At 68.7% G+C, this 12,819-nt stretch carries 12 protein-coding genes; 5 read left to right on the top strand and 7 right to left on the bottom strand.

Features of this window, described 5'->3' with window-relative positions; translation table 11 throughout:
- The first annotated feature begins 22 nt into the window (after positions 1-22).
- Entirely contained in the window at positions 23-511 is a 489-nt protein-coding gene (gene cynS / locus AAHG09_RS14515; protein ID WP_342108053.1) for a cyanase, read from the top strand.
- 133 nt (positions 512-644) lie between these two features.
- On the opposite strand, the gene AAHG09_RS14510 is transcribed toward cynS, so the two are convergent.
- The 5 genes from AAHG09_RS14510 to AAHG09_RS14490 form a co-directional block, all read right to left on the bottom strand.
- Positions 645-3,917, bottom strand: coding sequence for an efflux RND transporter permease subunit (locus tag AAHG09_RS14510; protein WP_342108052.1), 3,273 nt, complete (start codon positions 3,915-3,917; stop codon positions 645-647).
- Between the two features lie 342 nt (positions 3,918-4,259).
- Entirely contained in the window at positions 4,260-4,694 is a 435-nt protein-coding gene (locus AAHG09_RS14505) for a tellurite resistance TerB family protein (protein ID WP_342108051.1), read from the bottom strand.
- 83 nt (positions 4,695-4,777) lie between these two features.
- The gene (locus tag AAHG09_RS14500; protein WP_342108049.1) at positions 4,778-4,981 is read right to left on the bottom strand and encodes a DUF3606 domain-containing protein; all 204 of its coding nucleotides are present in this window, start codon (positions 4,979-4,981) and stop codon (positions 4,778-4,780) included.
- Positions 4,982-5,055: 74 nt separating this feature from the next.
- A complete protein-coding gene (locus AAHG09_RS14495) occupies positions 5,056-5,274 on the bottom strand; it encodes a YbdD/YjiX family protein (protein ID WP_091718205.1) in 219 nt (72 codons plus the stop codon).
- Positions 5,275-5,279: 5 nt separating this feature from the next.
- The gene (locus AAHG09_RS14490) at positions 5,280-7,340 is read right to left on the bottom strand and encodes a carbon starvation CstA family protein (RefSeq protein ID WP_342108047.1); all 2,061 of its coding nucleotides are present in this window, start codon (positions 7,338-7,340) and stop codon (positions 5,280-5,282) included.
- Positions 7,341-7,554: 214 nt separating this feature from the next.
- On the opposite strand from AAHG09_RS14490, the gene AAHG09_RS14485 reads away from it, so the two are divergent.
- From AAHG09_RS14485 to AAHG09_RS14475, 3 genes are read left to right on the top strand one after another with little or no spacing between them, the layout of a single operon-like run.
- Positions 7,555-7,752, top strand: coding sequence for a DUF3311 domain-containing protein (locus tag AAHG09_RS14485; RefSeq protein ID WP_091718209.1), 198 nt, complete (start codon positions 7,555-7,557; stop codon positions 7,750-7,752).
- On the top strand, positions 7,742-9,232 hold the full coding sequence (mctP, locus tag AAHG09_RS14480; RefSeq protein WP_342108046.1) for a monocarboxylate uptake permease MctP: 1,491 nt from the start codon (positions 7,742-7,744) through the stop codon (positions 9,230-9,232). Before AAHG09_RS14485 ends, mctP begins: the two co-directional genes overlap by 11 nt.
- Before the next feature lie 12 nt (positions 9,233-9,244).
- Positions 9,245-10,132 (top strand): NAD(P)-dependent oxidoreductase, encoded by an 888-nt coding sequence (locus AAHG09_RS14475; protein WP_342108155.1) that lies wholly within the window; start codon positions 9,245-9,247, stop codon positions 10,130-10,132.
- A 369-nt stretch (positions 10,133-10,501) separates the two neighbouring features.
- On the opposite strand, the gene miaA is transcribed toward AAHG09_RS14475, so the two are convergent.
- Positions 10,502-11,419 (bottom strand): tRNA (adenosine(37)-N6)-dimethylallyltransferase MiaA, encoded by a 918-nt coding sequence (gene miaA / locus AAHG09_RS14470; RefSeq protein WP_342108044.1) that lies wholly within the window; start codon positions 11,417-11,419, stop codon positions 10,502-10,504.
- Between the two features lie 14 nt (positions 11,420-11,433).
- Between miaA and serB the strand changes: the two genes are divergently transcribed.
- Positions 11,434-12,327 carry a phosphoserine phosphatase SerB gene (gene serB, locus AAHG09_RS14465; RefSeq protein ID WP_342108043.1) on the top strand — a complete coding sequence of 298 codons (894 nt, stop codon included), beginning with the start codon at positions 11,434-11,436 and terminating at the stop codon, positions 12,325-12,327.
- Positions 12,328-12,331: 4 nt separating this feature from the next.
- On the opposite strand, the gene AAHG09_RS14460 is transcribed toward serB, so the two are convergent.
- Positions 12,332-12,739 carry a hypothetical protein gene (locus tag AAHG09_RS14460; protein WP_342108041.1) on the bottom strand — a complete coding sequence of 136 codons (408 nt, stop codon included), beginning with the start codon at positions 12,737-12,739 and terminating at the stop codon, positions 12,332-12,334.
- Between the last annotated feature and the right edge of the window lie 80 nt (positions 12,740-12,819).

Raw genomic sequence — 12,819 nt, 5'->3', positions numbered from 1 at the left:
ACCATTCGTCACGGAGGAAACGATGAAGCGTGAAGACCTCACCGAGAAGCTGCTCGACATCAAGCGCGAGAAGGGCTGGAGCTGGAAGCACATCCACGACGAGATCGGCGGCCTGTCGCCGTTCCTGATCACCGCCGCCTGCATGGGCCAGATGAAGCTGCCCAAGGCCCAGGCCAAGCGCGCGGCGGAGCTGTTCGGGCTCAGCGCCGCCGAGGAGCGGATGCTGAACGAGGCGCCCTACCGGGGCTCGATCCCCTCCATGCCGCCGACCGATCCGCTGATCTACCGGTTCTACGAGCTGGTGATGGTCTACGGCACGACCTTCAAGGAGCTGATCCAGGAGGAGTTCGGCGACGGCATCATGTCGGCGATCGACTTCAACATGGAGATGGCCCGGGAGGCCAACAACAAGGGCGACCGGGTGAAGCTCACCATGTCGGGCAAGTTCCTGCCGTACAAGTATTACGGCAACGACGATGCCACGCCGGAATACGGCTTCAAGGAGGGGTGAGCTTTCCCCTCCCCCTTGTGGGGAGGGGCTAGGGGTGGGGGTGGTGCAGAAGGCACCGCCTCGCCCCATCCTGGACCACCCCCACCTCCAACTCCTCCCCACAAGGGGGAGGAGAGACCCGCGTGTCCGACGATCAAGCCGCCGCGGACTGCGTGCCCGGCTCCAGATAATCCTGCACCGGCTGCGCCGGCCCGCCCCGCATCAGCACGTAGAGGAACGGCACCAGCAGCAGCGTCGCCGGCGTCGCGAAGGCGATGCCGCCCATCACGGCGCGGGCGAGCGCCGCGTTCTGCTCGCCGCCCTCGCCGGTGCCGAGCGCCATCGGGATCAATCCCAAGAACATCGCCGAGGCGGTCATCAGCACCGGGCGCAGCCGGGTCTCGCCGGCGGTGATCGCGGCCTCCAGGGCGCTGCAGCCCGTCGCCTCCCGGTGCTCCTTGGCGAAGGTCACGAGCAGGATCGAATTCGCCGAGGCGATGCCCACCGACATGATCGCCCCGAAGATCGACGGGATCGAGAAGGCGGTCCCGGTGATGAACAGCGCGAAGGTGATGCCGCAGAACGCCATCGGCAGGGCGGCGATCACCACGAAGGGATCGCCCCAGCTCTGGTAGTTCACGGCCATCAGGAGGTAGACCGCGATCAGCGCGATGCCGAGGCCGATCTCCAGGCGGAAGAAGGCCGAGCGCATGTTCTCGATCTGGCCGCGGACCGCGATCTTGTCGGGCGCCTCCAGGTTCTTCTGCTCGTCCTGCACGATCGCGTCGATGTCCCGCGCCACCGAGCCGAGATCCCGGTCCTGCACCGCGGCGTAGATGTCGAAGGTCGGCTGAATGTTGACGTGGCTGATCATGGTCTGCGTCGGCGTCCGGCGCAGGTCGGCGAGGCTGGAGAGCAGGGTCAGCACGCCGGGGCCGGAGCCCGAGGTCGCGGCGGCGCGCACGAACATCGGCGTGTTGCGCAGGTCATCGAGCGAGCTGTTGCGATATTCCGGCGTCTGCACCCAGAGCTGGTAGGGGATACCGGTCTTCGGATCGGGCCAGAAGTTCGGCGTGACCTGATAGCTGCCGGACAGCGAGATGTTCATGTTCTGCGCCACCTGCTGCTCGGTCAGCCCGAGTTCCGAGGCGAGGCGGCGATCGACATCGACGTAGAATTGCGGCTCGTTGACGATCTGCTGCAGGTGGACGTCGACGAGGCCCTTGGTGTGCTTCAGCCGCTGGACGATGCGCTGGGCGACCTCCAGATCCTTCTCCTTGTGGCGGCCGGAGACCTGCACGTCGATCGGCGTGATGACGCCGAAATTCAGGATCTGGGTGATCATGTCGGCGGGCTGGAAATACACGGTCACGTCGGGGAAGCGCTTCATCAGCTCCGCGCGCAGGCGCTTGGTGTAGCCCGCCACCGAGCCGTGGCCCTCCTTCAGGCTGATCAGCATCTGCCCGTCGTTGTAGGAGACGAACGAGCCATCCGAGAACGCGAAGTTGTAGTTGTTCGACGGCAGGCCGATGTTCTGGAGGATCTGGTCGACCTCGGCCGGCGGGATGATCTCGCGGACCGTGTCCTCGACCTCGGCGAAGACCTGCCGGGCGGTCTCGATGCGCATGCCGGTGCGGGTGCGCAGATGCATGGTCATCTGGCTCGCCTCGATCTGCGGGAAGTAGTCCTGCCCGACGAAGACGAACAGCACGCCGGTCATCCCGAGCACGACGCCGACGAGGCCGAGCGTCACGATCCGGTGGCGCAGCACCACGTGCAGCAGGCCGACATAGCCCCGGTGGAAGCGCGTGAAGCCGCGCTCGAAGTGGCCGTGAATCCAGCCGGAAAGCCGCATGACCGGCGCCCCGACGACACCGATCGCGCGGGCGATGCGGCCGCGCCGCGGCGGCTCCTGCCGGTCCCGGTCCTTGGCGTGCTTCTGCCGGTATTCCGGCGCGACGATCACGTCGATCAGCAGCGGCACCAGGGTGCGCGACAGCAGGTAGGAGGTCAGCATCGCGAACACGACCGCGAGCGCCTGCGGGGTGAACAGGTACTTCGGCGTGTCGGTGAGCGCGAAGACCGCCGTGAAGGCCGCGCAGATCGCGAGCGTCGAGATCAGCGCGGGCTTGGCGATGCCGGCGGCGCCGTGGACCACGCTCTCGCGGAACTCCTCGCCCTCCTCGAACAGCCGGTAGGTGTTCTCGATCGCCACCGTGGCGTCGTCCACCAGGATGCCGACCGCGAGCGCGAGGCCGCCGAGCGTCATCACGTTGATGGTCTCGCCGAGCGCCGCCAGCACGGCCAGCGAGGTCATCACGCAGAGCGGGATCGAGATCAGCACGATGATGGTCGAGCGCCAGGAGCCGAGGAACAGCAGGATCGCGAGGCCGGTCAGGGCCGCCGCGGTGAGCGCCTCGTGCAGCACGCCCTCGATGGCGTTCGAGACGAAGACCGACTGGTCGAACAGCGGCTTGATCGACAGCCCCTCGGGGGCCGCCGCGCGGATCGTCGGCATCGCCGCCTTGACGTTGTTGACGACGTTGAGCGTCGAGGCGGTGCCGTTCTTGATGATCTGCATCAGCACGGCCTGCTGGCCGTCGGCGCTCACGACGTTGACCTGCGGCGGCCCGCCGTCGCGGACATAGGCCACGTCGCGCATCAGCACGGGCTGGCCGGCCACCACCTTAATCGGCGCGAGGTTCAGGGTCTCGATCGAGGGCGGGGTGGCGTTGAGCTGCACCGGGTATTGCTGCTCGCCGATCTTGGCGAGGCCGGACGGCACGGTCAGGTTCTGGGCCGTCATGGCGTTGGTGACGTCGAGGGGCGTCAGGCCGAGCGCCTGGAGGGCGTTGAGGTCGAGATCGACCATGATCTGCCGGGGCGCGCCGCCGAAGGGCGACGGCAGGGTCGAGCCCGGCACCTGCGCCAGCGTCTGGCGGATCCGGTACTGGGCGTAGTCGTAGACTTCGTTGAGGCTCTGCTTCGCCGAGGTCAGGGCGAGCTGGATCACCGGCACCGAGGAGGCGGAGTAGCGCACGATCACCGGCGGCTGCGTGCCGGGGGGCATCACGGCGCGGATCGAGTTGGTCGAGGAGACCACCTGGGCGATCGCGAGGTCGAGGCTCACGGACGGATCGAAGTAGATCCGCTGCACCGCCGTGCCCTGGAGGGTCGTCGATTCCGAGCGGCGGATGTTGTTGACGTTGTTGGAGATGCCGTACTCGGCATAGGTGGTGATGCGCTGTTCCATCTCCGGCGCCGACAGGCCGGTATAGGTCCAGACCACCACGACCACCGGGATATCGACGACCGGCAGCACGTCCTTGGGCATGACGACGATCGCGCCGATGCCGCCCAGCATCATCAGCACCGCGAGCACGTAGGTCGTGATCCGGAACTTGAGCGCGTAGAGGACGAGGCCCATGCGGTCTCCGCCGGCCGGCGCGGGGCCGGCAACTCCGCGTTGTGTACCAGCTAGCGGTTACACCCGGACTGTTTCGCTATCACGTCTGGCGCACGCAAGGTGCGGGCCGCGTCGCCGCAGGGTTGCGGGGCGGTCCTCTCATGCCCTGTATCCTGGCCCGCGCCCTCGTCCTGAGGTGCCCGCGTCAGCGGGCCTCGAAGGAGGGCTCCGGCCAGCCGCGCGATCCCCGAAGGGCACCTGCGAGGCTTCCGCTTCGCTCCAGCCCCTCAGGATGAGGGCGCGGGGTGGAGAGAAATCCCAGCGCGCCGTCTCTGCCTGTGTCGGGTCGTCGGGGCCGCCGGATCAGCGCAGCAGGGCGGACTTGTCGACCTGCAGCGACCCGGCGATCTCGTCGAGCGCCTTGTGCTCGACGTCGCTGATGCCGTCGATATCGGCCACGTCGGCGCCGATCAGGAACACGTCCTGCCGCTGCTCGATCGGCCGCTCCGCGATGGCGCCGATGAGGCGCAGATTCTCCAGCCGGCCGGCCCGGGTCTTGGCCCGGGCGATCGCCTCGTAGAGTTCCTGCTCGACCCGCAGGGTGTCGTAGGATTTTTCGAGGATCGGATTGGCGCGGATCCCGCTGATCGCCGATTCGATCTCCTCCTCGGCGACGTCGCCGTCCGCCACGATGACGTTGGCGGCCGACGAGACCGCCGCCTGCAGGAAGACGGCATCGCCCGCATACGACATGATCGTGCGGCCGAACCGAAGGATGGCGTCCTGGAAAATGCTCATGCCGACTCCCGTCCGGTCGGAAATGGCGGATATTGTGGCCGCCGAGTCAAGATGCAGCCGAGCTTGCCCCGGGGATGCCGGCTTCAGGTGGCGGGTTCGTGCCCCGGCCAGTCCCGTCCGAGATGGGCCGCCACGCGGGCCGGGTCGTCGCCGACCGCCGCCACCGCGGCCTCGACCTGCTCCACCGGCACCATGAACCGGCGCGCCCAGTAGGCCCGCTCCCAGGCATGGGCGACGTTCACGGCCCTGGGCTCGATCGGATCCTGCACGCTGCTCTCGTCGGCCATCGGCCCTCCGCGTCTCGCGAGGGCCGTGCGGCCCCCGGCGTGAGAAACTCCGGCCGGGGCCGATCGGGTCCGGATCAGCAGCAGCGGAAACCCGACGTATTGCCCACCCCGAAGCGGGCGTTCTCGCGATTGCGGAAGAACTCCACCTCGGTCATCGGCGCCCGGTCGGGATGGGTGCGGCGGATATGCTCGGCATAGGCCGCGTAATCCCCCTGCCCCACCATCAGCCGGGCGCCGTCGCAGACGCATTTGGACAGCGTCCGGAGGCGGTCCCGCAGGTTCGGCTGCTGCATGCGCCCTACTCCGCCGCGACCATGCGCGGCTCGGTCTCCAGCGCGGTCCAGCGATCCGCACGCCACGCCTTCAGGCAGGCCGCGATGCCGAAGCCCGCGATGGCGATGACGAGGCCGATGAACAGGGCCGCCAGCACCGCGTCGATCCGGTCGTTGAGGATGATCTGGCTCATCTGGTCGGCATTCTTGGCGGGCGCCAGGATCTTGCCCTCGGCGGCGGCCCCCGCGTAGCGCTCGGCATGGGCCAGGAACCCGATCTTCGGGTCGGCGGAGAAAATCTTCTGCCAGCCGGCCGTGAGGGTGCACAGGCACAGCCACGCGGTCGGGACGATGGTCACGAACGCGTAGCGCTCGCGCTTCATCTTGAAGATCACCACCGTGCAGAGCGTCAGCGCCACCGCGGCCAGCATCTGGTTCGAGATGCCGAAGAGCGGCCACAGGGTGTTGATGCCGCCGAGCGGGTCGGTCACCCCCTGGTAGAGGAAGTAGCCCCAGGCCCCCACCGAGATGGCGGTGGCAGCGATGCTCGGCCCCCACGACGTGGTGTTCTTGAACGACGGCACCGCCAGTGCGACGAGATCCTGCACCATGAACCGGCAGGCGCGCGTGCCCGCATCGACGGCGGTCAGGATGAACAGGGCTTCGAACAGGATCGCGAAGTGGTACCAGAAGGCCATCATGGCCTTGCCGCCGATGGCCGACGAGATGATGTGGGCCATCCCGACCGCCAGCGTCGGCGCGCCGCCGGCCCGGGAGATGATCGTGTGCTCGCCGACATCGGCGGCGGTCTGGGTGATCACCTCCGGCGTGGTGGCGAAGCCGAGCTTGGTCACGGCCGCGGCCGCGGTCTCGGGGGTCGTGCCGATGAGGGCGGCGGGCGAGTTCATGGTGAAGTAGACGCCCGGGTCGATCACGCAGGCCGAGACCAGGGCCATGATCGCCACGAAGGATTCCATCAGCATGCCGCCGTAGCCGATGAAGCGGGCATCGGACTCGCTGGCGATCAGCTTCGGGGTGGTGCCCGACGAGATCAGCGCGTGGAAGCCCGAGACCGCGCCGCACGCGATGGTGATGAACAGGAACGGGAACAGGCTGCCGGCCCAGACCGGGCCGGTGCCGTCCACGAACTTGGTCATCGCCGGCATCTGCATGTGCGGGGCGACGACGGCGATGCCGAGGGCCAGCCCGACGATGGTGCCGATCTTGAGGAAGGTCGACAGGTAGTCGCGCGGGGCGAGGAGCAGCCAGACCGGCAGGATCGAGGCGACGAAGCCGTAGCCGATCAGCATCCAGCAGAGCTGCGGGCCGGTGAAGGTGAAGGCCGGGCCCCAGACCGGGCTCGCCGCCACCGAGCCGCCGGCCATGATCGCCAGCATCAGCAGCACGAACCCGAGGATCGAGACCTCGCCGATCTTTCCGGGGCGGATATAGCGGGAATAGACGCCCATCAGCATGGCGATCGGGATCGTCGACATCACCGTGAAGGTGCCCCAGGGGCTCTCGGCCAGCGCCTTCACGACGATCAGCGCCAGAACGGCGAGCAGGATCACCATGATCAGGAAGGTGCCGAACAGCGCGATGATGCCGGGAATCGTGCCGAGCTCGGCCCGGATCAGCTCGCCGAGGGAGCGGCCATCCCGGCGCATCGACACGAACAGGACCATGAAGTCCTGCACGGCGCCGGCGAGGACCACGCCGGCCAGGATCCAGAGCATGCCGGGCAGGTAGCCCATCTGGGCAGCCAGCACCGGGCCGACCAGCGGTCCCGCACCCGCGATCGCCGCGAAATGGTGGCCGAACAGCACGCCGCGGTTGGTGGGCACGTAGTCGAGCCCGTCATTGTGGCGCACGGCGGGCGTCGCGCGCTTCGGGTCGAGCCGCATCACCTTGTCGGCGATGAACTGGGAATAGTAGCGGTAGGCGATCAGGTAGACGCAGACGGCCGCCACCACGATCCAGAGGGCGTTGATCGTCTCGCCCCGCTGGCTCGCCACGATCGCCAGCGCCGCGGCGCCGAGCGCCCCTACGAGGGCCCAGGGCCCATGCCTGCCGATCGCCGAACCCATGTGTCCCTCCCGGAAGCCGCCTCATGCTCGGGCGGCTCCCCCGAGCCCCCGGCCGGGATTCAAGGATCCCGTGCGACAGGACTGGTTTATCCTATCCACCTCCCGTTGACGCAAGCGATCCGAGCTGTGATGCAGCGCATCAGATCGCAGGATGACCGCTGCCTGTAACAGCGGACATTCGCCACCGAGCCGCTCTCCTCACCGGGCCGGACCCATGGAATCCCGACGCCGCTCGCCGCTGATGTGGCTCCTCCTGCTCCCCTTCCTGGGGTTGCTCTGGGTGCCGTTCTACAACCAGCACGACCCGGTGCTGCTCGGCTTCCCGTTCTTCTACTGGTACCAGCTGGCCTGGGTGCCGCTGACCTCGCTGATCCTCTACGTCGTCTACCGGGCCGTGCGCGATGACCGCTGACCTCGACATCCCGGCACTCTCGGTCTTCGTCTTCTTCTTCCTGCTGGTGACCGTGATGGGCTTCGTGGCCGCGCGCTGGCGCCGGCCCGAGACGCTCGCCCATCTCGACGAGTGGGGTCTCGGCGGGCGCAAGTTCGGCACCTGGATCACGTGGTTCCTGATCGGCGGCGACTTCTACACCGCCTACACGGTCATCGCGGTGCCGGCGCTGGTCTACGCGGTCGGCGCCTACGGCTTCTTCGCGCTGCCCTACACGATCATCGTCTACCCGTTCGTCTTCGCGGTGATGCCGGTCCTGTGGCAGGCCGCCAAGGACAAGGGCTACGTCACGGCGGGCGACGTCGTGTATGGCACCTACGGCTCGCGGTCCCTGGAACTCGCGGTCGCGCTCACCGGCGTGATCGCCACCATGCCGTACATCGCGCTCCAGCTGATCGGCATGGAGGTGGCCATCAAGGCGCTGGGTCTGCACGGCGAGGTGCCGCTGATCGTCGCCTTCCTGGTCCTGGCTTTCTACACCTACTCGTCGGGGCTGCGGGCGCCGGCGCTGATCGCCTTCGTCAAGGACATCATGATCTACATCGTGGTGCTGGTGGCGGTGGCGATCGTCCCCTCGAAGCTCGGGGGCTACGGCGCGGTGTTCGATGCGGCCGACGCCGCCTTCAAGGCCAAGGGCTCGGGCGGCATCCTGCTCAGCTCGGCGCAGATCCTGCCCTACGCGTCGCTCGCGCTCGGCTCGGCGCTCGCGGCCTTCATGTACCCGCACACGCTGACCGGCATCTTCGCCTCCTCGGGGGGCAACACGATCCGCAAGAACGCGGTGCTGCTGCCGGCCTACACGCTGCTCCTCGGCCTGCTCGCCATGCTGGGCTACATGGGCCACGCGGCCGGCCTGAAGGTGACGAGCAACAACGACGTCGTGCCGGCCCTGTTCAAGACCCTGTTCCCGGGCTGGTTCGCGGGCTTCGCCTTCGCGGCGATCGCGATCGGCGCCCTGGTGCCGGCGGCGGTGATGTCGATCGGCGCCGCCAACCTGTTCTCGCGCAACGTCTGGAAGGCCTACGTCAACCCGAACGTCACCCCGTCGGGCGAGGCGCAGGTCGCCAAGATCACCTCGATGCTGGTCAAGATCGGCGCGCTGGTGGCGATCCTGGTCCTGCCGACGCAGTTCGCCCTCGATCTGCAGTTGCTCGGCGGCCTGTGGATCCTGCAGACCCTGCCGGCCCTGATTTTCGGCCTCTACGTCTCGTGGTTCCGCGCGCCGGCCCTGCTGGCGGGCTGGGCGGTCGGCTTCGTGGCCGGCAGCCTCATCGCATGGTCGGACGGCCTGAAGCCCCTGCACAGCCTGACCTTCGGCGACACGAAGCTCACGCTCTACACCGGGCTCCTGGCGCTGGCCGTGAACATCGTCGTGGCCGTGGTGGTGAACGCGGTGCTGACGCTCGGTGGCCGGACGCCCGCCGTCGCGGCGGGCCGCTGAGCCCCCGGAACCCTGTTTGAGGAGAGCACAATGGCGAAGGTCGCATTCCTGGGTCTTGGCGTGATGGGCGGCCCGATGGCGGGTCACCTCGCCAAGAAGGGTGGCCACGACGTCACCGTCTACAACCGGACGACACCGAAGGCGGAAGCCTGGGTGAAGACCTATGGCGGCGCCTTCGCGCCCACGCCCCGGCAGGCCGTCGAGGGCGCCGAGATCGTGTTCGCCTGCGTTGGCAACGACGACGACCTGCGCAGCGTTGTGCTGGGCGACGACGGGGCGCTCTCCGGCATGAAGCCCGGCGCGATCTTCGTGGACCACACCACGGCCTCCGCCGAGGTCGCCCGGGAACTCGCCGCGGCGGCCGAGGCGAAGGGCCTGGGCTTCATCGACGCCCCGGTCTCCGGCGGCCAGGCGGGCGCCGAGAACGGCGTGCTCACCGTGATGTGCGGCGGCGAGGCGTCGACCTACGCCAAGGTCGAGGGCGCGATCGGTGCCTATGCCCGCGCCTGCCGCCTGATGGGTCCGGTCGGCGCCGGCCAGCTCACCAAGATGGTCAACCAGATCTGCATCGCCGGGCTGGTCCAGGGCCTGTCGGAGGGCGTCCACTTCGCCAAGCGGGCCGGCCTCGACGTGGAGGCGGTGCTCGACGTGATCTCCAAGGGGGCCGCCGGCTCCTGGCAGATGGAGAACCGCGGCAAGACCATGAACCAGGGCAAGTTCGACTTCGGCTTCGCGGTCGACTGGATGCGCAAGGATCTGGGCATCCTGCTGGACGAGGCCCGCCGCAACGGCGCGAAGCTCCCGGTCTCGGCTCTGGTCGATCAGTTCTACGCGGAGGTTCAGGCCATGGGTGGCAACCGCTGGGACACGTCGAGCCTGGTGGCGCGGCTGGAGCGCTGAGGGCTCTTATCGCGCGTTGCGAAACGGCTCCGCTGCGTCTCCCTCTCCCCTCTGTGGGAGAGAGTGGCCCGCGAAGCGGGTCGGGAGAGGGGAGCGACGGTGCAGGGCGTGGCTGTGCCCATCGTGAAGGCCGCGTCCTTACTGGAGACGTCGTTCGGCTCTCTCGACCCCTGCTGATGCAGGGGCCCCTCCCCCGCAAAGGTTTGCGGATCCACACATTGGGTCCGGACACATCGGTCCAGGGTCGAGCGCGGGTCCCCTCTCCCGCACGGGAGAGGGGGCGTGTCGCGTTCTGCCGCCAGCGTCGATGTCCGCTGGAGATCTATGAACGTCGTAGCCCTCAAAGGGCAGAGGGCGGACGCGGTAGCCTCACAGCTCGGCCACGGCCGCCTCCGGATCCATCCAGCGCCATTCCGTCCCCATCTGGTGGCGGAACCACGTGAACTGGCGCTTGGCATAGGCGCGCGTATCCGCCTGCCCGCGGATGATCGCGTCCTCCAGGCTCATCGCCCCGTCGAGATGCGCGATCAGGCCCGGAACGCCGTGGGCCCGCATCACCGGCAGCATCGGATCGAGCTGGCGCGCCCGAAGGCCGGCGACCTCGTCCAGCGCCCCCTCCGCGATCATAGTCCGGAACCGGGCGTCGATGCGGGCGCGCAGCTGTTCGCGATCAGGCGCCAGGAAGAGTCTTTCGAGATTCCATCCGGCTAACGGGCCGGGCACCGGATCGCCGTAGAAGCTCGCGATCGGGCGGCCCGTGGCGAAAAAGATCTCCAGGGCGCGCATCACCCGCATCCGGTCGCTCGGGCGCAGGCGCGCTGCCCCCTCGGGGTCGTGCCGGGCGAGGTCGGCGTGCAGCGCCTCGGTCGGGCGCCCTTCGGCCGCGTCCCGCACCTGCCCCCGCACCGCCTCGGGCACGGGCGGCAGTTCCGAAAACCCCTGCTCCAGCGCCCGGAAATACAGACCCGTTCCGCCGACGAAGACCGGCAACCGCCCATCGAGCGTCCGGAGCAAAGCCGCCGCATCCCGGGAGAAATGCCCCAGCGAATAATTCACGGCGCCGTCGACATGGCCGTAGAGCCGGTGCGGCACCCGGGCTTCCTCATCCGCGCCGGGCCGGGCGGTCAGGCGGCGCAGATCCGCATAGACCTGCATGGAATCGGTGTTGATCACCACGCCGCCGTGGCGTGCGGCCAGCCGGGCGGCCAGCGCCGACTTGCCCGACGCGGTGGGCCCTGCGATGAGGATCGCCGCCGGGCGCCCCCCGGCCTCTTCCCGGTCTGGCAAGGCGAACCTCCACGATGCTGGTCGCGGTCCTGATAGCAAACCCCGATCGGCCGTCCATCACCGACGCGGTGCTGGCCGAGGCGCGCGCCGTGCTGCGGACGGAGCACCAGCCCCGCATCCTGCACGGGGAGGTCGCGGCCGAGCTGCCGGTGCCGGGCGAGCACGCCTCCGCGGCTTCCCTCACGGATACGCTTCGGACGGCGCTCGCCGGTGAGCCGATCGACCTTGCGGTGCTCCCCGCCGACGCGCACCGGCGCAAGCGCCTGTTCCTGGCCGACATGGACTCGACCATGATCGAGCAGGAATGCATCGACGAGCTCGCCGGAACGCTCGGCCTCAAGGATCACGTGGCGGCGATCACCGAGCGCGCGATGCGGGGCGAGATCGCCTTCGAGCCGGCTTTGCGCGAGCGGGTTGCGCTGCTGAAGGACATTCCGGTCGCGGCGATCGACGGGCTGATCGCCGAGCGGTTGAGCCTCACGCCGGGTGGTCCCACGCTGGTGCGGACGATGCGCACACACGGCGCCCAGACCTGCCTCGTCTCGGGGGGCTTCACCCTGTTCACCGGCCCGATCGCCGGGATGATCGGCTTTCACGAGCATCGCTCCAACGTGCTGGGCGTGGCGGACGGCCGCCTGACCGGCACCGTGGAGGATCCGATCGTCGGCAAGGCCGAGAAGCGCGCCACGCTGATCGAACGCCGCGGTGCGCTCGGCCTCGGCCCCGCGGACACGCTCGCGGTCGGCGACGGCGCCAACGACCTCGACATGCTGGCCGAGGCCGGCCTCGGCGTGGCGTTCCGGGCCAAGCCGGCGGTGGCGGCTGCGGCACAGGTCCGCGTCGAGCACGGCGACCTAACCGCGCTCCTCTATCTCCAGGGCTACGCGGCGGCGGAGTTCGTCGGGTGAGCGCTCAGTGGATGGTCCGGGTCAGGGCGACCACGGCGCCCAGCACGGCCAGCGTCTGAAAACCGATCGCGCCGACGAGCCAGCGCACCGTCTCGACTTTGGCGGCGGCGATGGCGCCCTTTACCGACTCGATGCCGGCCTTGGTCTCAAGGCGCAGACTGTCGATGTCGGCTTTGGTCGTAAGCCGCAGCGCCTCGATGTCAGCTCGGGTCTGGACCTTCAGGGCCTCCACCTGGCTTCGAACAATCTGTATGTCCGCCTGCACGTCCCGGATGTCGGCCTTCGTGGCGAGATTGCTGTCGAGGACATCGACCAGGGCATCGGCCAAGCCCTCGGCCTGCTCCGGTGACAGCTTCGCCTTGTCCCGCAGCGCGCGGGCGAACTTCAGGGTATCGAAGGCGACGGCCGTCATGGCGTCAGGATCGTCCGAGCCGCACCGACTCGCCTCACCAGTCTGCCGCCCCGCAGCGCCACGTCAATGTAGGCCTTCCG

This window comes from Methylobacterium guangdongense (genome assembly GCF_038442355.1).
In the GTDB taxonomy this organism is placed as follows: Bacteria; Pseudomonadota; Alphaproteobacteria; order Rhizobiales; family Beijerinckiaceae; genus Methylobacterium; species Methylobacterium guangdongense.
The sequence above is the reverse complement of the archived record's forward strand: the minus strand, read 5'-3'. Positions and strand labels throughout refer to the sequence as shown.

What these genes read in the sequence shown, in the direction of transcription:
- AAHG09_RS14485 (WP_091718209.1), top strand. Translation starts at nt 7,555, where the DNA reads ATGGAATCCCGACGCCGCTCGCCGCTGATGTGGCTCCTCCTGCTCCCC.
- AAHG09_RS14505 (WP_342108051.1), bottom strand. Translation starts at nt 4,694, where the DNA reads ATGAGCATTTTCCAGGACGCCATCCTTCGGTTCGGCCGCACGATCATG.
- serB (WP_342108043.1), top strand. Translation starts at nt 11,434, where the DNA reads ATGCTGGTCGCGGTCCTGATAGCAAACCCCGATCGGCCGTCCATCACC.
- AAHG09_RS14510 (WP_342108052.1), bottom strand. Translation starts at nt 3,917, where the DNA reads ATGGGCCTCGTCCTCTACGCGCTCAAGTTCCGGATCACGACCTACGTG.
- cynS (WP_342108053.1), top strand. Translation starts at nt 23, where the DNA reads ATGAAGCGTGAAGACCTCACCGAGAAGCTGCTCGACATCAAGCGCGAG.
- AAHG09_RS14500 (WP_342108049.1), bottom strand. Translation starts at nt 4,981, where the DNA reads ATGGCCGACGAGAGCAGCGTGCAGGATCCGATCGAGCCCAGGGCCGTG.
- AAHG09_RS14495 (WP_091718205.1), bottom strand. Translation starts at nt 5,274, where the DNA reads ATGCAGCAGCCGAACCTGCGGGACCGCCTCCGGACGCTGTCCAAATGC.
- AAHG09_RS14460 (WP_342108041.1), bottom strand. Translation starts at nt 12,739, where the DNA reads ATGACGGCCGTCGCCTTCGATACCCTGAAGTTCGCCCGCGCGCTGCGG.
- AAHG09_RS14490 (WP_342108047.1), bottom strand. Translation starts at nt 7,340, where the DNA reads ATGGGTTCGGCGATCGGCAGGCATGGGCCCTGGGCCCTCGTAGGGGCG.
- mctP (WP_342108046.1), top strand. Translation starts at nt 7,742, where the DNA reads ATGACCGCTGACCTCGACATCCCGGCACTCTCGGTCTTCGTCTTCTTC.